The 22,285-nt window shown below is 44.1% G+C and carries 19 protein-coding genes; 17 read left to right on the top strand and 2 right to left on the bottom strand.

From position 1 onward, the window contains the following. Positions 1-71: 71 nt before the first annotated feature. Both FNC98_RS07560 and FNC98_RS07555 read left to right on the top strand, forming a co-directional pair. Positions 72-1,121, top strand: coding sequence for an energy transducer TonB (locus FNC98_RS07560; protein ID WP_185968090.1), 1,050 nt, complete (start codon positions 72-74; stop codon positions 1,119-1,121). Positions 1,122-1,206: 85 nt separating this feature from the next. After that, on the top strand, positions 1,207-1,833 hold the full coding sequence (locus FNC98_RS07555) for a LysE family translocator (RefSeq protein ID WP_143580669.1): 627 nt from the start codon (positions 1,207-1,209) through the stop codon (positions 1,831-1,833). A 14-nt stretch (positions 1,834-1,847) separates the two neighbouring features. Here the strand turns inward: FNC98_RS07555 and FNC98_RS07550 are convergent, their stop codons facing one another. Beyond that, complete coding sequence (locus FNC98_RS07550; RefSeq protein ID WP_143580668.1) at positions 1,848-2,291, bottom strand: hypothetical protein; 444 nt, start codon at positions 2,289-2,291, stop codon at positions 1,848-1,850. Positions 2,292-2,585: 294 nt separating this feature from the next. Here FNC98_RS07550 and ccoN point away from each other — a divergent pair, with 294 nt between their 5' ends. The 14 genes from ccoN (at position 2,586) to FNC98_RS07480 (ending at position 17,297) form a co-directional block, all read left to right on the top strand. Further along, entirely contained in the window at positions 2,586-4,013 is a 1,428-nt protein-coding gene (gene ccoN / locus FNC98_RS07545) for a cytochrome-c oxidase, cbb3-type subunit I (RefSeq protein WP_143580667.1), read from the top strand. A gap of 11 nt (positions 4,014-4,024) precedes the next feature. Further along, positions 4,025-4,693, top strand: coding sequence for a cytochrome-c oxidase, cbb3-type subunit II (gene ccoO, locus FNC98_RS07540; protein ID WP_143580666.1), 669 nt, complete (start codon positions 4,025-4,027; stop codon positions 4,691-4,693). 2 nt (positions 4,694-4,695) lie between these two features. Then, positions 4,696-4,875 carry a cbb3-type cytochrome oxidase subunit 3 gene (locus FNC98_RS07535; RefSeq protein ID WP_143580665.1) on the top strand — a complete coding sequence of 60 codons (180 nt, stop codon included), beginning with the start codon at positions 4,696-4,698 and terminating at the stop codon, positions 4,873-4,875. Continuing rightward, positions 4,868-5,851, top strand: a complete 984-nt coding sequence (gene ccoP / locus FNC98_RS07530; protein ID WP_143580664.1) for a cytochrome-c oxidase, cbb3-type subunit III — start codon at positions 4,868-4,870, stop codon at positions 5,849-5,851. The genes FNC98_RS07535 and ccoP overlap by 8 nt, the downstream gene beginning before the upstream one ends. A 206-nt stretch (positions 5,852-6,057) precedes the next feature. Beyond that, positions 6,058-6,540: a FixH family protein gene (locus FNC98_RS07525; RefSeq protein WP_143580663.1), complete on the top strand. Its 483-nt coding sequence runs from the start codon at positions 6,058-6,060 to the stop codon at positions 6,538-6,540. After that, positions 6,540-8,945, top strand: coding sequence for a heavy metal translocating P-type ATPase (locus FNC98_RS07520; RefSeq protein WP_260680560.1), 2,406 nt, complete (start codon positions 6,540-6,542; stop codon positions 8,943-8,945). The genes FNC98_RS07525 and FNC98_RS07520 overlap by 1 nt, the downstream gene beginning before the upstream one ends. After that, on the top strand, positions 8,942-9,199 hold the full coding sequence (gene ccoS, locus FNC98_RS07515; RefSeq protein WP_143580662.1) for a cbb3-type cytochrome oxidase assembly protein CcoS: 258 nt from the start codon (positions 8,942-8,944) through the stop codon (positions 9,197-9,199). Before FNC98_RS07520 ends, ccoS begins: the two co-directional genes overlap by 4 nt. A 12-nt stretch (positions 9,200-9,211) precedes the next feature. Continuing rightward, the gene (locus tag FNC98_RS07510) at positions 9,212-9,877 is read left to right on the top strand and encodes a sulfite exporter TauE/SafE family protein (RefSeq protein ID WP_143580661.1); all 666 of its coding nucleotides are present in this window, start codon (positions 9,212-9,214) and stop codon (positions 9,875-9,877) included. Between the two features lie 43 nt (positions 9,878-9,920). Continuing rightward, positions 9,921-10,622, top strand: coding sequence for a fumarate/nitrate reduction transcriptional regulator Fnr (gene fnr, locus FNC98_RS07505; RefSeq protein WP_143580660.1), 702 nt, complete (start codon positions 9,921-9,923; stop codon positions 10,620-10,622). Positions 10,623-10,732: 110 nt separating this feature from the next. Beyond that, positions 10,733-11,656 (top strand): universal stress protein UspE, encoded by a 924-nt coding sequence (uspE, locus tag FNC98_RS07500; RefSeq protein ID WP_143580659.1) that lies wholly within the window; start codon positions 10,733-10,735, stop codon positions 11,654-11,656. Between the two features lie 96 nt (positions 11,657-11,752). Beyond that, the gene (ttcA, locus tag FNC98_RS07495) at positions 11,753-12,670 is read left to right on the top strand and encodes a tRNA 2-thiocytidine(32) synthetase TtcA (RefSeq protein ID WP_143580658.1); all 918 of its coding nucleotides are present in this window, start codon (positions 11,753-11,755) and stop codon (positions 12,668-12,670) included. A gap of 96 nt (positions 12,671-12,766) precedes the next feature. Further along, positions 12,767-14,056: an NCS2 family permease gene (locus FNC98_RS07490; protein ID WP_143580657.1), complete on the top strand. Its 1,290-nt coding sequence runs from the start codon at positions 12,767-12,769 to the stop codon at positions 14,054-14,056. An 86-nt stretch (positions 14,057-14,142) separates the two neighbouring features. Beyond that, the gene (locus tag FNC98_RS07485; RefSeq protein WP_143580656.1) at positions 14,143-14,916 is read left to right on the top strand and encodes an outer membrane protein OmpK; all 774 of its coding nucleotides are present in this window, start codon (positions 14,143-14,145) and stop codon (positions 14,914-14,916) included. 221 nt (positions 14,917-15,137) lie between these two features. Beyond that, positions 15,138-17,297, top strand: a complete 2,160-nt coding sequence (locus tag FNC98_RS07480; protein ID WP_143580655.1) for a S46 family peptidase — start codon at positions 15,138-15,140, stop codon at positions 17,295-17,297. A 57-nt stretch (positions 17,298-17,354) separates the two neighbouring features. On the opposite strand, the gene FNC98_RS07475 is transcribed toward FNC98_RS07480, so the two are convergent. Next, positions 17,355-18,605, bottom strand: coding sequence for a hypothetical protein (locus FNC98_RS07475; protein WP_143580654.1), 1,251 nt, complete (start codon positions 18,603-18,605; stop codon positions 17,355-17,357). A gap of 1,164 nt (positions 18,606-19,769) precedes the next feature. On the opposite strand from FNC98_RS07475, the gene FNC98_RS07470 reads away from it, so the two are divergent. Further along, positions 19,770-22,241, top strand: a complete 2,472-nt coding sequence (locus tag FNC98_RS07470) for a M1 family metallopeptidase (protein ID WP_221932929.1) — start codon at positions 19,770-19,772, stop codon at positions 22,239-22,241. Positions 22,242-22,285 lie beyond the last annotated feature (44 nt).

Below are 22,285 nucleotides of genomic sequence, written 5' to 3'. Positions count from 1 at the left end.
TCAGGTTAATTTAACAATAATAAGAAAAAAACATGCAATCGATATTTAAATGTTGTCTGGTAGGCATAACAATGTTGTCTGCTACAGTCGCTGCCGAGATTGAGCTTCCGTTACCGGAAATCACCATTCCTAAACTCATCGAAGAAGCAAAACAGCAGCCTGATCCTGACCAGGAATTTCACCCTGCAAAGCATCACGTAAAAATTGGGCCAATCTACCCTATTTACTATGCAAGAAAGAAAAAAGAGGGCTGGGTTGAACTTACCTTTACCATCGAAAAAGATGGCGCAATCAGTAACATTTTGGTTACTGATGATAGCGGCGGCGCACAGTTTGTAACCTCGGCAATTAACGCGGTTAAAAAATGGAAGTACAAGCCGGCATTAGAATTTAACCAACCGGTGCAATCCAACATTCACAATGTGCGCTTAACGTTCAAGTTTGATCGCGATAAAAACATTCGCGAAAAAGTCTACGACTACTATATGCAGGGGTTAGCATTCATTGCCGCCAAAGACCGTGATGGCATGGACGAAATTTATGAGCAAATAAACGATCTAAGTTATCGCATGTATGGTGAAAAGGACTTTGCTGATGTCTACACCCTGAATTATGCATCTCAGATCAATAATACCGAGCTTTATCACACTACCCTGAAAAACGTAGAATTGATATCAATCATCGATACCTTTCCAGATCTGTGGGCGGATCTGGCGATGGAAAAAGTAAAATTGCTGGCCGAAGACCATAAGCTTGCTGAAGCGCTGGCTTTGTTGAACCACATAGAGGCAGAAAAAAGCCGCGGGGTTGAACAAGCAACGATGGCTTCGACACGGGAACAATTAAATCAGCATATAAATTCAGAAATTGATTTGGTCGTAGAGGCAAAAACCAATAAGCTGGGGATCTGGCAACACCACCTTGCCAGAAACCATTTTGCGATAACCGACCTTCAGGGAACACTGGAACATCTCGATATTCGCTGTGATAACACTCGTAGGCTTATCAACATTGATGAAAGCAGCGAATGGAAAATCCCGAAAAAATGGCGCGACTGCGTACTCTATTTCCAATCTGAAAAGTCCGCACAATTTACCCTGGTGGAATTTGCCGGGAGTTAATGCCTTTAACACTATGACTCGCGGCGCTATTTCATTACAATAGCGCCTCTAAAGCTCAATCGAATAACTCCAACATAGAAAATCAATGGACGCTTCCCTACTCTTTCTTTTTATTCCGACATTTTTCCTGGTAAGTATTAGCCCGGGGATGTGCATGACCTTAGCGTTAACGCTGGGGATGAGCGTAGGTGTTCGACGCACCATGTACATGATGGTCGGCGAACTGCTCGGCGTCGCTGCGGTAGCTATTGCCGCAGTACTTGGTGTTGCGGCAATTATGCTAAAGTTTCCGGAACTCTTTGTGGCGTTAAAATTAGTTGGTGGTGTGTACCTGATTTACATTGCCACGCAAATGTGGCGCTCAAAGGGCAGTATGTCGGTATCGTCTGAACTTTCGAAAAAAGTTGATACGTCACGTTTCACGCTTTTCAGTCAGGGTCTAATCACTGCCATCGCCAATCCGAAAGGCTGGGCATTTATGATCTCCCTGCTGCCGCCATTTATCAGCCCGGAAAAACCATTCTGGATGCAATTGACAATCCTGGTGGCAATCATTCTCTGTTCAGAGTTCATTTGCATGATGATTTACGCTACCGGCGGAAAAACACTGGGCCTGTTGTTATCCAATGGTCGTAACGTAGTATTAGTAAACCGAATATCGGCATCCTTGATGTTTGCCGTCGCGATTTGGTTGGTTTCTGATCTGCTCTAATTTTTTGGATCAGATCACTGGTAGGCGATAAAATCATAGAGCAGGCGCTGCTGTTGGTTATCAACGACAACATTAACTGTCATCCGCCACACCATTTGCGCTTCTGTGCAGGCACCGAGCAGGACATCTGAGCGGTATTTATCACCTTCAGAAGTGAAGAAAACAGGGATCTTGCCCATATACATGTCTCGCCCCTCTATAAATGCACTTTTAATTTCTGCATTTTGGGCTTCAGGGAACTGTAAACTAAATTGAAATGCCTCCTCTGGCCTAATCTTCTCGACAGAAGAAGTCAATAATGCTTTCGTCGTATCCATCTCATAAGAACATGGTTCTACTTGAAAATTACACAGAGGCACGCCGGTTTGACGCAGATCAATATTTTCTTTGCGATTCAGGTTTATTGTTACTAAAACGCCAATAATGGCGACGATTATAACTGTGTAAAAAATACGCATTATTTCACTTTTAATTGCTGATCAGGGACGAATTATCCGACTTTTACTTAGAAAAACCCACTAAATAAATAAAAATGTTGATCTAGGTCAGTTTTTTATAAGTCAAGTGGTGACATCTGGAAGTACAGGCATTATCATTCGCACCGAAAATTGCACTCTCTATGTAATGTTGTGGATTTGAACTATAACTATAGAAGCAAATTTTTATCGATCGGTTTATACCGGTTTGAGCAATAATTTAGAAACGATAAATACTCACATCAACTTTATAATTATAAATGTGGAACCTTTAATATGAGTCAAAGCACTACTGCAGAAATCGATTACAACTACAAAGTTGTACGTCAATTTACTGTAATGACTGTAATTTGGGGTATTGTTGGCACATTTGTCGGTGTGTTGATTGCTGCCCAGTTGATCTGGCCAGCCCTTAACTTTGATACGCCCTGGCTTACATACTCTCGTCTTCGCCCTCTGCACACCAATGCAGTTATTTTTGCATTTGGTACCAGCGCCCTGTTCGCAACTTCTTATTATGTTGTCCAGCGTACCTGTAAAGCCACTCTGTTCGGTGGAGCCCTTGTGCCTTTCACCTTCTGGGGTTGGCAAGCGATTATCGTAGCGGCTGCCATTACCTTACCTTTAGGTATTACTTCGTCGAAAGAATATGCCGAACTAGAATGGCCAATCGACATCCTGATTGCGCTGGTCTGGGTATCCTACGCCATCTGTTTCTTCGGTACCCTGATTAAACGCAAGACATCCCATATCTACGTTGCTAACTGGTTCTTCGGCGGATTCATTATTACCGTTGCGGTATTGCACATCGGTAACTCTATGGCATTGCCTCTGACTCTGACTAAATCTTATTCTATCTACCCTGGCGCCATCGATGCGATGATGCAGTGGTGGTATGGTCATAACGCCGTTGGTTTCCTGTTAACCGCCGGTTTCCTTGGTATGATGTATTACTTCGTACCTAAGCAGGCTGAACGTCCGGTTTACTCATACCGTCTTTCTATCGTTCACTTCTGGGCTCTGGTATCTCTATATATCTGGGCTGGTCCTCACCACTTACACTACACCGCCCTACCTGACTGGACTCAGTCTGTTGGTATGGTAATGTCAGTAGTTCTGTTCCTGCCTTCCTGGGGTGGTATGATCAACGGTATCATGACCCTGTCAGGTGCGTGGGACAAACTACGTTCAGATCCAATTCTACGATTCCTAATCGTTTCCCTGTCTTTCTACGGTATGTCGACTTTTGAAGGTCCAATGATGGCAATTAAATCCGTAAATGCCCTGTCTCATTATACAGACTGGACAGTTGGCCACGTTCACTCAGGTGCACTTGGTTGGGTTGCGATGATTTCCATCGGCTCTATGTACTATCTGATCCCTGCAGTATTTAACAAACCTAAGATGTACTCTATCAAATTGATCAACGTACACTTCTGGTTGCATACAACGGGTATCGTTCTTTACATCGTTGCAATGTGGATTTCCGGCGTAATGCAAGGTTTGATGTGGCGTGCGGTAAATACCGACGGTACGTTGACCTATAGCTTTGTACAAAGTCTGGAAGCTTCATATCCTTTCTACACCATGCGCTTTATTGGCGGTTGTTTCGTGGTTATAGGTTTCATCTTAATGGCCTACAACATGTTCAAAACCATCGGGACCAAAGAACAAAGCCTGCAACGTGAAGCAGTAACGGCTTAAGGACGGAAACAATGAATAGACATGAAAAAGTAGAACAACACGTCGGCTGGTTTTTTATTGTGACCATCATGGCAATCAGTATTGGTGGTCTGGTTGAAATCACTCCGTTGTTTTTTCAGAAAGAAACGACTCAACCTGTAGATAGCCTGCGTCCTTATTCGGCGTTGGAAATGGAAGGTCGTGATATTTATATTCGTGAAGGTTGTAATAACTGTCACTCACAAATGATTCGCCCATTGCGTGCTGAAACTGAGCGTTACGGTCACTACAGTGTTGCTGGTGAATCAGTTTGGGAACACCCTTTCCTATGGGGTTCTAAGCGTACCGGTCCAGATTTGGCCCGTGTGGGTGGTCGTTATTCAGACGACTGGCACTATGCTCACTTGATGGATCCTCGTTCAGTAGTACCTGAATCCAACATGCCAGCATATAAGTGGTTAGCTGAAACACCTGTTTCGAACAAGCTTTCTGCTGAGAAGATGAAGCTGTTCAATGCGTTGACGAAAAACCGCAGTCATAAAGATGAAGACGGTAACCCGATTCCACTTTATTCTGCTGAAGACATCGCTAACGCTGGTGCGGAGTTTGCCACCACGAAAAGCATTACTGGTAAGGATGGTCTGACGGAAATGGACGCCCTTATCGCTTATTTACAATCACTTGGTCACGCGTTGAAGTAATTATGGATTACGGCACTTTAAGAGGCATATTTACCGTTATTATCTTCGTACTATTTATCATCATAGTAGTATGGGCTTTTAGCAAAAAACGTAAAACTTCATTCGATGAAGCTGCCAATTCTATTTTCGACGAGAAAGACGACGTGAATAAAGAAAAACAGGAGACTAATAAGAATGTCTAGCTTCTGGAGTATATGGATCACCGTTCTTACCTTAGGTACGCTTGTTGGCTGTTACCTGCTGTTGAGATGGACATTAACCAACTTCACCGGTGTTGAAGAAGGTGAATCCATGGGCCACGAATTTGATGGCATCGAGGAATTAAATAATCCACTACCAAAATGGTGGAGTACCTTCTTCCTAATCACGATTATATGGGGCTTTATCTATCTGGCCCTTTATCCTGGTCTTGGTAACTTTAAAGGCCTGTTTGGCTGGAAAAGCTCTAACCAGGGTATTACCAGCCTGGCTGATTCAAAAGCACAAAACGAAGCGGCTAAAGAAGCGGGTTTACTGGTTCAATATGACCGTGAAGTAGATAGTGCCCAAGAGCGTTTTGGTCCAATTTTCGAAGGTCTTGCCAAGCAGGATTACAGCGAATTGGTTAAGAACGAAGAAGCATTGCGTATCGGCCAGCGTTTGTTCCTGCAAAACTGTGCTCAGTGCCACGGCTCTGACGGTAAAGGTACCACAGGCTTCCCGGATCTAACGGACAACGACTGGTTATACGGTGGTACGCCTGAAGATATCGAAGAAACGTTGCTTTACGGCCGTAAAGCGCAGGGTATGATCGCCTGGAAAACCATGTTAGGTGGTGAGCAAGGCGTGAAAGAAGTTGCAGCTTACGTTCGTAGTTTGAGCGGTTTGGAAGTTGATTCTGCCATGGCAGATGCCGGTAAAGAGAAGTTTGCCATGTGTGCTGCCTGTCACGGTGAAAACGGTGAAGGTAGTCACGAAATGGGCTTAGCCCTTGGCGCACCTCGCCTGAACGACGATATCTGGTTGTACGGTGGTTCTCCTCGTGCAGTAGAAGCGACGATTCGTGACGGTCGTGCTGGTGTCATGCCAGCCTGGAAAGACTTCCTTGGCGAAGACAAGATCCGCGTAGTCAGCGCCTACGTTTACAGCTTGTCAGCTGACAATTCCGACAGCGAATAATCTTAATCTCTATAAACCCTGTACAATCTAATTGTGCAGGGTTTATTTTTGCCCGACAAACAAACCTAAAAAAAGTTAAATCAGATTAAGTTTTCATAGTTAATAAACAAGAGAGCTTAACCTTATTTAACTTGATACCGAAAAAGCGTTAAAATTGGCGCGTTTACATACATGCTGAGCTTTTTCTCACAATAATAGGTTTATTTATGACTACCCGCTGGTACAAAGAGCCCTGGGCTTATTTCGTTTTCTTCCTGCCATTAAGTGCTGTGATCGCCGGGATCACTACCCTTATCATTGCCAACACCGATGCCGATACCGTTGTCGTTGACGACTATTACAAAAAAGGCAAAAGCATCAACCTGGAGATATCTAAGATTAAAGAAGCTCAGAAACTTGGTATTGCCTTCGATATGAAGGTTTCCGATGACGAAATTATTTTAAAACCTACGGGTATCGAGAAGAGCTTCCCGGTACTAAACGTGAGTTTTTACCATTCAACCCTGGCTGACAGAGACTTTTCATTAAAACTAACCGCCGACGGCAATGGCTGGTATCGCCAGACGTTTGAAAACAAAATTGACGGTAAATGGCGCATTCAGGTGTTGCCATTTGATGAACGCTGGAAAGTACAGACTACCGTTGCCCTACCCCAATTAGAATTCAGGCCGTTTGAAATTCAATATTAATGATGAACATGGATTGTTACCACTGCGGTGAAATCGTTCCAGCAGGCCTGGATTTAACCGTCAATATTCACGGCAAAGACGAGCCTATGTGCTGCATAGGCTGTCAGGCGGTCGCCGAAGCCATCGTCGATAATAACCTCGACGATTACTACCGTTTCCGTACCGAAAAAGGCAATAAAGTAAACGCTGATATTCCAGAACAATTGCAGGTTAATCAATTTGTCGACGATCAGCAGTTACAATCCGAATTCACCTTTGAATCCGATGGCCATCAGGAAACCATTTTATCGGTAGAAGGCATGAGCTGTGCCGCTTGTGCCTGGTTGATTGAAAAGCAACTCTCTCCACAAAGCGGTATCGTCAAAGCGCAGGTTAACGCCACGACCCAACGTGCCACCGTTACCTGGGATAAAGATAAAATAAAGCTGAGCGAAATTATCTCAGCCATTGCCAAAATTGGTTATTCAGCCCTGCCGTTCAAAGCCAATACCACAGAAATAAAAAACAATCAGCAAAGCAAAGCCTTTATTCGCCGCCTTGGCGTAAGCGGTATCTTAACCATGCAGGTGATGATGATCGCTTTTGGTTTGTACTTTGGTGCGTTCAGTGATTTAAGCGAACACAATCTGGTGTATTTGCGGGCAACCAGCCTGGTGCTAACCTTGCCAATCGTTACCTATGGTGCATTCCCGTTTTACCTAGGTGCCATCAATGCCCTTAAGGGGCGCCGTTTAACCATGGATGTGCCCGTGGCAATTGCCATCAGCCTGGCATTTATGGCCAGTTGCTGGGCAACCTTTTTCCAACAGGGCGAAGTGTATTTTGAATCCGTCGCCATGTTCACCTTCTTATTGTTGATTGGTAAGTTTATGGAGTTCAGGGCGCGCGCCCGGGCTGCAGAGGTGTCAGCAAACCTACTTAAACTGATGCCGCTATCGGCAACCGTTATCGTTGATAACCAGGAATCTATCGTTAGTGCCAAACACTTAAAGGTTGATGATATCTGTATCGTCAAACCCGGTGAAACCATTCCCGGCGATGGCATTATTGTGCAGGGCAAAACTTCCGTTAACGAAGCCATGCTAACCGGTGAATCCTCACCTGTAAGCAAAAACGTTGGCTCACAGGTATTTGCCGGAACGGTAAATACCGATGGCAACCTGCAAATCAAGATTAACGCCACCAATGCCGATAATTTCTTAACCAACATTATTCGTATTAGTGAGCGAGCGCAGAACCATAAACCAGCAATTGCCAGGCTTTCCGATAAAATTGCCCAATACTTTGTGGCCCTGATTTTGGTTACCGCAGTATTTACCTGGATTTACTGGGCTCAGGAAAATGCCAGCCACGCGTTTTGGATCACCATTTCGGTATTGGTTGCCACTTGTCCGTGTGCCTTATCGCTGGCAACGCCAACTGCCCTAACCTGCGGCACAATCAAATTGAACCGCCAGGGGATCATGGTGAAAAGTGCGCATGTCATCGAAACCATGAATCGTATCGATACCTATGCTTTTGATAAAACCGGCACCCTTACCCAGGGTAAATTCTCGTTAAATCAGGTTAATTTACTGTCTGACAGATATAGCGAAGAGCAGGTGTTGGCTATCGCCAGTGCGTTAGAAGCCCATTCTCAACACCCGATTGCCGATGCTTTTGCAAGCTATAGAAAATCAGATATCAACGTCGATAACGTAGAAACGATAACCAGCTGTGGTATTGCCGCTGAGTACCAGGGCGAGCCTGTGATGATAGGTAAGGCTAGCTGGGTTGGTAATAAGCAACAGGGTGAAGCGAGTAAGCTAGAAGGCAATTGCGTACTGAAAATAAATGACCAAATCATTGCCGAATTTTATCTTGATGATGATATTCGTGAAGATGCCACTCAGGTTATTAATAAACTGAACCAAGACTCAGACACATTATTGCTAAGCGGTGATAATCAAACGGGTGTTGATCGATTCTCAGAGCAACTCGCTGCAGCCGGTACATCCTTAACCGAGGCAAAAGCGAATTTAACCGCATCTGAAAAGCTAGATACCCTGAGCAAGCTAACTGAGCAAGGCAAGAATGTGGCAATGGTTGGCGATGGGGTTAACGATGCCCCTGTATTTGCCGGAGCTCATGTTTCGGTTGCCATGGGTAGCGGCACCGAGATCGCCAAAACTGGCGCCGATGTGATTTTGCTGGATAACCATTTAACCAGCTTGCTATCCTTAAAAGATACCTCGATACGCACACAACGTATTATTAAACAAAACTTTAGCTGGGCTATGGCCTATAATGCCATTGTACTGCCATTGGCCGTATGTGGTTATATCACCCCCTACTTTGCGGTATTGGGTATGTCGGCCAGTTCCCTGATAGTGGTGACAAATTCATTAAGGCTACTAAAAAAATGAGTGTAATTTACGTCCTTATTCCTATTGCCATTTTATTCACTGCGGTGGCCATCTATTTATTTTTCTGGGCGGTAAAATCCGAGCAATTCGACGATCTGGAAAAAGAGGGAATGAGCATTTTATTTGATGATGAGCCAGCGAAAAAAACCGAAAGCTCTGAATCAATAGCAGACGTTAGCGCCGACGATAGCGTTGACAAGAGCGCCGTCAGTAACGTGGTAACTAAAGAAAACGTCGAAACGGAAAAGCCCTAGGTTAATTCGCCCATGGAAATGGATGTCATTTCAGCATTTTTGGTTGGTCTCGCCGGTGCCGGACATTGTATTGCTATGTGCGGCGGCATCACTTCAATGCTGTCTCGCTCTGTCGGTAAAGACAAACCCGCGCCAGCCATTATCTTCAATTACAATTTCGGTCGGATCCTTTCCTACACCATCGCCGGCGCAATAGCTGGCTTTACCGGCTCGATAGCGGCACGTTCCATTGGCGTACCCATTGCCATGCTGCAAATCTTCGCCGCAGTCTTCCTGATTTTACTCGGCCTGTATATCGGCCAATGGTTGTTTGTTCTCAACCGGGTAGAAGCCATTGGAAAAATATTGTGGCAACGGATACAGCCTTTGTCGAAACGGTTTATCCCGGTCAACTCCGGCTCCCATGCTTTAGCATTAGGCGCTATCTGGGGCTGGTTACCCTGCGGCCTGGTATATTCAACCCTTACCTGGAGCATCGCCAGTGGTAGCTGGCATCAAGGTGCGTTAATCATGTTCGCCTTTGGCCTTGGTACCCTACCCGCACTCCTTACCTTAAGCGCGGGGTTTCGGTGGTTCACCGACGGGTTAAGAAAACCTATGGTGAAAAAACTGAGCGGTATCCTACTGATCCTTTATGGGATTTATTCATTGCATATTGCACTGAAAATGCTGTTTTAGTACCCTTGTCGGTAAAACCTAATTCGATTCAATACGATTAACTATGTCAACTGCGCCAAATATATCCTGTGCTAATTGCCGTATCAGCGAGCTTTGCCTGCCTTTTAGCTTATCCAATATTGAATTGAATTTGCTTGACGAGATTATCAAGCGCAAGAAGCCTATCCAAAAGAATCAAACCTTGTTTCAAGGTGGCGATAATCTGCATAGCCTGTTTGCGATTCGTTCCGGCACCTTTAAATCCTATATTCAGAGCGCCCAAGGCGAACAACAAATTACCGGGTTTCATCTTCCAGGTGATGTCCTAGGGTTTGACGCCCTGTCTGATAAAGTTCATCCGGGAACCACGCAAGCGTTAGAAACCGCCATGGTGTGCGAAATTCCATTTGATGTCCTGGATCAGCTATCTAACCAGATCCCGCGTCTGAAAATGCAAATCATGTCGCTAATGAGCGCTGAACTGGGTTGTAATCAACAGCATCTGTTAAGCATTAATCAGGAAAACGCCGAGCAAAAGCTTGCCCGCTTTCTGGTAAATTTTGGCGATAGACTGTCAGACCGACAATTATCTTCCCGCGAATTTCAACTACCAATGACCCGCACCGATCTCGGAAATTACTTAGGTTTAACGGTAGAAACCGTTTCCCGGTTACTCAGTCGTTTTCAACAAAATGGCTGGATAAAACTGGACCGCAAGTTTGTTACCATTCTCGATGTTAATGCAATGCAGCGTCACACAGATTAACGCGCTGCTTCTACCGATTTTTTTATTTGTAACCCGTCCGATATCCGATTAAGCTTAATACCAATCAGGCCGTATTCACGTAATCACAACTGTTGATAAAGGTGGGAGCAATGGATAGATATCGCAATATTCTGGTAGTTATCGACCCGGATAGTGAAGATCAAAAAGCATTAAAACGGGCGTGTACAATTGCCAAGCAAACCGGCGATAAAATTACTGCACTATTGGTAATTTTCGATTTTTCTTATGAAATGACCACCATGCTTTCTGGCGATGAGCGCGAAGCAATGCGCAAATCGGTGGTGAAAGATCGCCAATCCTGGCTCGAAGACTTAGCCAAAGAATACGATCACCCTGTAGAAACCAAAGCGGTTTGGCACAATCGACCGTTTGAAGTCATTATTGAAGAAGTCATTGAACACAAATTCGATGTGGTTGTAAAAAGCACCCACGAACACCCTACTCTGCAATCCGTCATCTTTACTCCAACCGATTGGCACCTGATCCGCAAATGCCCGGTACCTTTATTGCTGGTTAAAGATCATGAATGGCCTGAAAACGGTCATATCCTTGCGGCCATCAATGCCAGCAGCGAGGAAGACAGCCACAAGGCGTTAAATGCGAAAATTACCGATGCAGCGCTTACACTCAGCGGTTTAATTAAAGCCGATGTACATCTGGTGAACTCCTATCCTGGCACGCCAGTTAATATCGCCATTGAGATCCCTGAGTTTGATGCTGGGGAATACAATAAAACCATGCGTGAACATCATCAAAAAATGATGGAAGAGCATGCCAAAAAATATCAGATTCAGTCGCAATACCTGCATGTTGAAGAGGGCTTGCCTGAGGATGTGATTGAAAAAGTCGCTAAAGATATTGATGCCGAGTTGGTAATATTGGGTACCATTGGCAGAACCGGCTTGTCGGCGGTCTTCATTGGTAACACCGCTGAGCACGTCATTGATCGATTGAACTGCGATCTCCTGGCGTTAAAACCAGACGGTTATGTGTCACCCGTTGAAGAATCGTAATAAATAACTAATAAAAATTTACACAAATTTGTTAAACGGTTTGCCCCGTGACCCGGCTTGGCTATAATACGCCTTTTTTTTGCATGGGTTGGATACATGTCTGAACAAACAGCATTCGAAAAGCAGCAGCTAAAACAACTGGAAAAGCGATTTCGTCATCATGTCGGTAAAGCGATCAGCGATTACAATATGATCGAAGACGGCGACAAAATCATGGTGTGCTTATCTGGTGGTGCTGACAGCTATACCATGCTGGATATCTTATTGAAGCTTAAAGCTTCAGCGCCAATCCATTTTGATATCGTTGCCGTTAACCTAGATCAAAAACAACCGGGCTTTCCTGAGCACGTATTACCAAATTATCTTGAGCAAATTGGTGTCGACTATCAAATTGTCGAAGAAGACACCTATGCCATTGTCAAAGAAAAAATTCCTGAAGGTAAAACTACCTGCAGCCTATGTTCTCGTTTACGCCGAGCCATTCTATATAAAGCAGCAAAACATTTAGGTGCGACCAAAATCGCCCTAGGACACCACCGCGACGACATGATTGAAACCCTGCTACTTAACATGTTTTTCAATGGCAAAACCAAAACCATGCCAGCGAAGCTAGTCAGTGACAATGGTGAACACGTGGTGATCCGTCCCCTTGCCTACGCCAAAGAAAAAGAGATCAAGCAATACGCTGAGCTCAAACAATTTCCTATCATCCCTTGTAATCTGTGCGGCAGCCAACCAAATCTGCAACGCCAGAACGTTAAAGCCATGCTAAGAGACTGGGATAAACACTACCCGGGCCGTGCCGAATCAATCTTTACGGCAATGCAAAACATTGTGCCATCGCACATGGCTGATAATGAGCTTTTCGATTTCAAAAACGTCAATCTTGAATCCGGCGTTATTAATGGTGGCGATTTAGCGTTTGATCCTGAACCAATTTCGCAACAACCATTAGCAGAATTAAATCAGAATGTTAATGCTGATCAAGCGATTAACATCGTTGAAATAAAATAACGTTAAACCACGTAAAATTGCGAAAAAATGCGTAAAAAGATGTAATTTAGCTACATCTTTCGCTAAAATGCGCCAAATTTTTTATAGGACCAATCGATGTTTGAGAAACTCTTTAAGCTTTCACAGCACAATACCACTGTGAAGCAAGAAGTGATTGCCGGGTTCACCACCTTCCTGACCATGGCATACATTATCTTTGTTAATCCAAGTATGCTTGCTATGACTGGCATGGATCAGGGTGCAGTATTCGTTGCAACCTGTCTTGCTGCAGCCATTGGCTGTTTGATCATGGGCTTATATGCAAACTACCCTATCGCATTAGCGCCGGGTATGGGCTTAAACGCGTTCTTCACATTCACGGTTGTGATGGAGCTGGGATATAGCTGGAACGTTGCCTTAGGTGGCGTGTTTATTTCCGGTGTGATCTTTACTGCATTAAGTGCATTCAAAGTTCGTGAGTGGATCATTAACTCAATCCCGCATGCATTGCGTTTCGGTATTGCTGCCGGTATCGGTTTGTTCCTGGCCTTAATCGCTCTTAAAAGCGCCGGTATTATCGTCGCCAGCGACGCAACTTTAGTAACGTTAGGTAGTGTTACTGATTTTGAACCGCTAATGGCGATTCTTGGTCTGTTTTTAATCGTTGGTTTAATCTCTTTGAACATTAACGGCGCCGTTATGATTTCCATTTTGGTTATCACGGTTCTTGGCCTGGTTTTTGGTTCTGTAGAGTACGCAGGTATCGTCACTGCGCCACCTTCGCTTGCTCCTACCTTTATGGAACTGGATATCGCCGGTGCTCTTGAAGTAGGTATGCTAAGCGTTATCTTTGCGTTCCTATTCGTCGACTTATTCGATACCTCAGGTACCTTAATCGCTGTTGCCCAGCGTGGTAACCTGCTTGATAAAGACGGTAACCTGCCTGGCCTTAAAAAAGCATTATTTGCCGATTCCGGTGCAACTATCGCCGGTTCCTTATTAGGTACATCAACCACAACCAGTTACGTTGAAAGTACTGCTGGTGTTGCCGCCGGTGGCCGTACCGGTCTTACAGCCGTTACCGTTGCTGCGTTGTTCTTATTGGCACTATTCTTCTCACCATTAGCGGCGATGGTTCCAGCTTACGCAACCGCAGGCCCACTATTTTTCGTCGGTGTTCTGATGGTTGCCGGCCTGGTAAATGTTAAGTGGGACGATTTAATGGATGCCGTACCTGTAACCGTAATCGTTGTCACTATGCCACTGACCTTCTCTATTGCAGACGGTATTGCGTTTGGGTTTATCAGTTACGCTGCGGTTCGCATCTTCAGCGGCCGCTTCAACGAAATTAGCCCAGCGGTATGGTTATTGTCGGCGCTATTTGTGGCCAAGTTTGCTTTTGCCTAAGCAACAATTAATTTAATTAAAAATTCTATATTGGCCCCGATATGTTGTCGGGGTCAGTAAAATTCTAGTATTTTGGGAATGCGCTCATGTTAAATGTTAAGCACTTAGTTGCTGGTCTTGTTGCCAGTGCTTCTTTCTTTGCCTCTACGGCAAACGCAGAAATGTTCTGGAGTGACAACTCCATTTCTTATCTGATCAACCAAAACCAATATCAGGTTACTGAAAACGATGACGTGCACGTCATTACCCTTGAGCACGCTTCTGGCCATAACTGGGGTGACGTATTTTTCTTCGTTGACCGCCTTGATGCCAAAGCTGATGCAAACAACTTAGCAAGTAAAGAAACCTATGCTGAGTTATCGCCACGTTTAAGCTTAAGCTACCTAACCGGCTCTAAGCTTGAATACGGTTTCGTAAAAGACGTTTTCATCGCCACTACCTGGGAACACTCTACCTTAGACGTTTCTGGTGTTGTTTCTCAAAGCTTTGACAACTACTTAGTTGGTGTTGGTGCAGATTTCGCCGTTCCAGGTTTTGCTTACTTTAATGCCAACGTTTATCAGGCAAACAATGAGCTAACTGAAAATGACCAGCAGTTAACGGTTGTTTGGGGTTACCCGTTCAGCATCGGTTCTGCCGATTTTATGTTTGACGGTTACATGGATTGGTCTTCTGCTGAAGCGGATCACGCCTCAGATTTCCACTTCAACCCACAGCTTCGTATGGACGTAGGTAAATACTTCGGTGTTCCTAAGAAGTTTGAAGCAGGTATCGAGTACTCATACTGGCACAACAAATTCGGTATTGCCGGTATCGATAATGAATCTACTTTGAGCTGGATGGTTAAAGTTCACCTTTAATGCCAGGTTAAAACCTCTAAAAAGCCAGCTCCACGCTGGCTTTTTTTATGCATTGAAGAATTATCCGTTCTACAAGCTGAGCATTTGCTGTGCTCTTTCTGGTTCTTTTTCATTCAATGCAAACAGTTTGTTACAAATCTCCAGCTGCAATAAACCAATGGCTAATGCCCACCTAGCGCAATTGCTGTAGCATTACCGGGTTTTATTTGAAGGAAGTAATGATGAAAAAAATATTAACCTCTTGCCTGGCGCTGTTAAGCATTGCCAGTCAGGCAGATGAAGGGATGTGGCAACCAAACCAACTCCCGGAAATTAGCCAGCAACTTAAGCAGGCCGGTCTGAAATTAGATCCGAATGATTTAACCAACCTAACCGGTTTTCCAATGGGGGCAATCGTAAGCCTGGGTGGTTGTACCGCTTCTTTTGTCTCTGACAAAGGCCTGGTTGCGACAAACCACCACTGTATTTATGGTTCTATCCAATACAACTCCAGCGAAGAAAATAACCTGTTACGTGATGGTTTCTTAGCAAAGAGCTTCGATGAAGAGTTACAGGCAACCCCTGGTAGCCGCATCTATGTAACCGAAGAAATCAATGAAGTAACCGAACAGGTTAATGCCGGTTTAAATGACGATATGGATGGCGCTGAGCGCTTTAAAGTTATCGACCAAAATCGCAAAGCATTAGTAAGCGAATGTGAAGCCGATGACAAATATCGTTGTCGCGTGGTGAACTTCCACGGTGGTTTACAATATTTCCTATTCAAACAATTGACGATTCGTGACGTTCGTTTAGTTCACGCACCGGCAATGAGCGTCGGTAAATACGGCGGTGATATCGATAACTGGATGTGGCCTCGTCATACGGGTGATTACGGTTTCTACCGCGCTTATGTTGGCAAAGATGGTCAACCGGCAGATTACCACGAAGACAATGTTCCTTATGAGCCAAAACACTACCTAAAAGTGAACAAAGCGTCAGTTGAAGACGGTGATTACATCATGGTTCTGGGCTATCCGGGCCGTACTAATCGTTACCGCGTTGCCAGCGAAGTGGAAAACCAGTTCACTTGGACTTACCCACACGCGAAAACCATGCGTGAAGATATTATCGATTTAATTAAATCCAATTCTGAGCCTGAAAGTGATGCGCGTATTAAATACGAAAGCACACTGGCAAGCCTTGCGAACTACGCCAAAAACTATGGCAGTATGATCACCAGTTATCAAAAAGGCGATATGCTGGCGCGTAAGCAAAAGCTGGAAGCGGATTTAGCCGCCTGGATCAAGGCTGACAGCAAGCGCCAGGCAAAATATGGTGATGCCCTAACTGGTTTAAATAAGCTGATTGCTCAGAGCCAGGAAAATCAGTCACGTGACCTTATCTTAGGTTACCTGCGTTACGGCGCCCTTTACAGCAGCGCAAACCGTTTGTATCGCTGGTCAATCGAGCAGGAACTTGAAGATGCTGTCCGTAAAAGTGGCTACCAGAATCGTGATAAAAACCGTTTTGTTCAAGGCATGAAAACCATCAGCCGTCGTTATGATGAAGTCATTGATAAAGCGATCATGACCAAGTTGTTAAGCGATTATGCAAAACTTCCTGCTGATCAGCGTTTAGCGAGCCTGGATAAATTCTTCGCTATCGATAAAGGTGCTGATCAAGCTAAGATCGCCAAACAACTAGATAAGATGTACGCGAAAAGTAAGCTTGCCGAGCAAGAGCAGCGTTTGGCCTGGATGGAAAAATCTGCCGAAGATTTTGCTGACAGCAAAGACCCGTTCATTCAGTTAGCGGTTGCAACATACGATGATCGCAAAGCATTAGAGCAAAGCAGCGAAGCATTAAGCGGTGAAATTCAGGCATATCGTCCGAAGTTCATGGAAGCTCTAATCGCCTATTACAAAGATAAGAACCTGCCGGTATATGCCGATGCGAACTCTACTTTGCGTATTACCTACGGTAACGTCAAAGGCTATTCTCCTCAGGACGGTTTATGGGCAACACCATTTACTCGCCTTGAGGGTATTACCGCGAAAAACACTGGTGAAGTGCCATTTAATGCCTCTGAAAAGCAGTTATCGTTAATTGCTAACAAAGAGTACGGTGATTATGCTCGTCCTGAGCTAGGTTCTGTGCCGGTGAACTATTTAGGCACACTGGACATTACGGGTGGTAACTCTGGTTCTCCTACCTTAAATGACAAAGCCGAATTTGTTGGTTTAGTATTTGATGGTGTTTATGAAAGTATCATTGGTGACTGGGATTATGACCCTTCATTAAACCGCTCTATCCACGTAGATGTGCGTTATATGCTTTGGGTAATGGAGCATCTTGATGGTGCGACCAACCTAATCGAAGAAATGGATATCGTTGAATAACCATATTCTTTTTTTGGCGGCTCTAACTTGAGCCGCCTCTTACTTTTTAAACCTCACCTACTCGTGTTCAAACTCTGCTGCCGCCGTTGAGCCTGTCATAATCAACACATAATCAAACCCAAACACCGCACGATATAACTCAGGGCTTTCGGTTTTCATTTGCCCTTTCATCAAAGGCCTTAGCTTTTGCATATCATACAGCATCATGCTGTCCTTAGATTGCGCATATAACGCCTGCAAACCCTTGGTATAACCATCTTTAGCCGGTGCTGGTTGGAAAGTCCAGTTTGCCGGATCAAGCACCGCTACGTTAGATTCATCGCCTGGAAGCACCATCACACTGACCGCTTTACCACCATTGATTTCAGCGACTTCTGGAAGTAAGGTGCCTAAATCGAATGTAGCGTTGCTGCTAAGGCCTCGCATTAGGTGAGAAGCACCAAGCTTTGCCATCAACTTGGTTTGTCCATCCTGACCTCTGATTTGTTGCCAGTGCTTTAAGAAATTTTCTCTTAAAAGCTCAACCCTGGCCTGATTCGATTGCCAGCCCTGCCCTTGCATCCAATAACGATTTATTTCGAGTGTTTTTTGAAGTTCGTGAAGGGTCCAGTCAACGTCGTTACTGGCAGATGGCCAACTTTCCCTTACGTCTTCAACCAATGCAGGATCGCCGGCAAAGCTGAAAATATATTGCGGGCTTTTCTCCTGATAATAACGTTCCCAGGATTGCTGGGAAGCATGGGTAAGTGTGGTTAATGGCGCTTTTGCCGAATCGGGAATTTGCTGTTGCTGAAGCCATTGCAATAAGGGCCTGTCAGAGGCAACCTCATAATCAACGCCAAGCAATACATTATTGTTGTCAGGAAGCAGCGCTTTAATATCGGCAAGCATTTCTGCCTCTTGTTGCATACCGAAAAAGGCTGGCTCACCGCCAGGTTTTGCAAATAACCGCCGCAGCCCGTCAAGTCCGTCTTTGGCCAGATGCAGCTCCATAATCCTGGCAATTTGTGGCGATACTTCAATAACCAGGTGCTGATAACCAGAACCTTCTAGTCTGGCAAATAGTTGTGCCGCTAACACTGGGTTTTCGGCGATACCGTGCTCTTCCCCGATAAGGAAAAACTGAGCTTGCTTGCCCTGCTCTACCAAAGTATCAAATGCCGGTCCTGAGAATGTATTGTCTTGGTAAGTCAGGGGTAATGCCGATGCTTGAATCGCGTCCTCTAACGGGTTTGTTGCCTGCTCAGCCTCAGCTGCGGCAGAGAATAACAAAGAAACACCGCACAGCGGCATAAGAAATGATTTCATAACGTTCACCCATTATTGTCATTATCGTTAGGCTAGGCTGTTATGTACCGCAACGGCCCTGTTCATTATTTAACCTTGCCACAGGGATAACTCACTGACAAGTATAGCGATCGGGAGTTGAAACTCCCTTAAAACGTGGCAGAAAGCGCCACTCCGAGCACACAATCAAAGATTGTTCCGAGTTACCGACATGGACGTTGGTATGCAGAATTTGTCTGGAACCGAAACTCTGTACCCGCGACACAAAACGTCGCTCCGAGTTAAAAGCAAAAACCCTTGAGTCATTCCCTGATACTACAGGGAATCTTAGCTAGAGCCGAATGTCTCAAATGTGCCAAAGGCGGGAGTTGAAACTCCCTGAGTACGTATCGTAAACGATACTCCGGGTACGTGACGGAAAACGTCACTTCGGGTACACAATCAAAGATTGTTCCGGGTACGCGACAAAAAACATCGCTTCGAGTGAGGTAAGCTTCGCTGAGGAAGGTGGGAGGTGGAAGAAAAAGCAAAAACTCTTGAGTCATTCCCTGATACTACAGGGAATCTTAGCTAGAGCCGAATGTCTCTAGTGTGCCACAAGCGGGAGTTTAAACTCCCTGATTACGTATCGTAAACGATACTCCGAGAACGTGGCAGAAAGCGCCACTCCGAGTACACAATCGAAGATTGTTCCGGGTACGCGACGGAAAACGCCACTTCGAGCACGCTGATGTCATCAGCTCCGAGCACACGCTATTCCTAGCAAAAGCAAAAACCCCTGAGTCATACCGTGATACTACACGGTATCTAGGTCGAGAGCCGAACGTCTCTAGAGTGCCAAACTCGGTCCGTTAGCAAGTGCTAATATAAGCTATGTTTAGGGACTTCTATTAAATCACCGCATAATTAAGTTAGGTCGACTCAGTTTGTTGAGGATAAACACCTTTATAAGACAGAGTTATTTCCGCCTGACCCACAATTTTTTCATTCTGGCAAAAAGCACCAACATAGCTAAACTCAGTAAAGTCAAAACGAATTTGGGATAACTTCATGTTTAATAGAAGAAAAACATACGTAGGCCTGTGTCTTTTATATATTCATATGCTCCTGTCTCACTTGGCGTTCGCTGAGGCCACAGAGCATCGCCTACCAAAATCCACGATACCTCTATCACAATATATTGAAATGAATTTAGATCCCAACAAGGAAGAATATTCAGGAATTACAAAAATAGATTTTAGAGTTACTCAGCCAACAAATCGTATCGGCATTCATTGGCTTGACTTAAACATCAAGTCAATTACCTTGAAACAAAAAAACGAAGATCGAAAACTTTCAGCAAGTAAAGGTGAATATGATATTCAATGGTTGAGCAGTGAGAAAGAGATACCAGTAGGGGAACATCAACTAATCATTGAATTTTCGGGTGATTTTTCCAATGATGCTTTAGGTTTATATCGCACTAAATATCAAGATAAACACTATTTGTTTACTCAATTTCAAGCTCTGTATGCTAGACGTGTTTTTCCGGTTTTTGATGAGCCAGATGTGAAAATACCCTACCAATTAACACTCACTGTTCCGAAAAACCTTGAAGTCGCTGCTAATACACCAGTATTAAAGGAAACTTTAAAAGGAGATAATAAAACTGTTTACTTCAAGGCTACTCCTCCTATACCAAGCTACTTAATTGCGCTTGCGGTTGGTGACTTAGATAAGACCCCTATTGAAGGTCTATCTGTTCCGGGGTTTATCTATTCTCCGAAAGGTACAGGCAATAAAACTGGTTTTGCGATTAAGCATACCCCGCAAATCTTAAATGCATTAGAACAATATTTTGGCACTAAATACCCTTATGAAAAGCTGGATTTTGTCGCGGTTCCTGATTTTGCATCCGGCGCCATGGAAAATGTTGGTTTGGTGACATACCGAGCGGAATTCTTACTACGAGGTGACACCACAACAGCAAGTAATGCAACAATGACCTTAAATATTATTGCCCATGAACTCGCCCATAGTTGGTATGGCAACCTGGTGACCATGCAATGGTGGAATGATTTGTGGTTGAACGAAGCTTTTGCTACTTGGATGGCACAAAAGGTCATGGATCAGCATTATCCTCAGTACCAAAGTGACTTAGACCTACCTCAGGTAAATGCCTTTTATGAGGACGCTTTATCAACCACAAAGCCCATCAGAAAAGAAGTGAAAAATGCCAAAGACATCGAAGATGGTCTCGGCTTAAGTTACACCAAAGGCCATGCCATTTTAAACATGATTGAATCAACTATCGGCGAAAGAAACTTCCAAACTGCCATTCAAAAATACATGCAAAAGCATCAATGGCAAAACGCCACTGCGAATGATTTATGGCAAGCCTTTGCAGACCAGTCAAAATACGACATCGGCGAAATTGCTAATACTTACCTAGATCAGGCGGGATATGCGCATATTAAATTCGATAAAAAAGGTCAAGTTACTCAACAGCGGTTTAGAAATTTCGGCACAGACGTGACTGAACAGTCTTGGCAAGTCCCCTTAACCATTAAATACAAGCAAAATGGCAAACTGGATGTAACACAAACATTATTAACCGATAAACCAACGCAAATTCAATCTCTAATTGAATCTGATTGGTTTTTTCCCGTTACAAATGGGAATGGTTATTTTCGTTGGGAAATACCTCAAGAAAAGTATCAAGCCTTAGTTGATGACGTTGGTTTATTGAATGATAGGGAGAAAATTGCCTTATTGTCAAATAGTCGAGGATTGTTAAATTCTGGTGAAATCTCGTTAGGCGATCACTTAACGCTACTTACTCAACTGACCCAAGAAGACAATGCAATAGTCGTTCTAAAAGTTACTGAAGAAATAAAACTGATTGGAGAACGGCATATCAATGTCAAAAATCAGTACGCTTTCAGTAATTATATTACTGCAATATTGACACCTTGGTATCAGCAGATAGGCAGTAAAACCAGGCAGGGAGACGATGACAGCATATTAGCTTTAAGGCCTCGGTTATTAAGCACGTTAGGTCAATTAGGTGACAATCCTGAACTTAATAAAGAATTGACGCAGATAGCTCATGGTTACCTGAAAGGCGATGAGAGTATCGATGATAATTTAGGAATAGAGGCTCTTAGAATCGCAGCAATGCTAGATACTGGGAACTTAGTCAAAGATTATTTTGATACATACCATTCGAGCTCTGATGCCACGCTAAAATCCAACATATTACGTTCAATGTACTTCACTGAAGATAAATCAGTAAATTATTTACTGGAGCAAATCTTGAATGAAGATATCCCATCAGGCGACAAGCCAGGTCCTTTGGCCGGAAGTTTTTATATCAATAAAGAGCAAACCCTACTTTATCGATGGCTAGAAGAAAACTTTGATGAAGTAGAAAGAGTTATACCTGAAATGTATCATAACTACCTGCCTTTTATGATGTATACAAATTGCCAGGCTGAAAATGTTGAAAAACTAAATTCGTTTTTTAAATCCAAAGACGATGTTTATCAAGCGAGCCTCACTAAGTCGGTGGAGGCAGCAAATAATTGTTTGGCGATGAAAGAGCGAGAAGCTCAGTCATTTTCACAATTTTTATCTAAATACCAAGGTAACGTAAGTAACCAAAACACTACAAAGTGAGCTTATGGCTTCGGTATCTCTGAAGCGGGAGGTGTATCAATCAT

The sequence above is a fragment of the Thalassotalea sp. PS06 genome (genome assembly GCF_007197775.1).
In the GTDB taxonomy this organism is placed as follows: Bacteria; Pseudomonadota; Gammaproteobacteria; order Enterobacterales; family Alteromonadaceae; genus Thalassotalea_A.
Note: the sequence above shows the minus strand (reverse complement) of the source record. Positions and strands in the feature narration are given on the sequence as shown.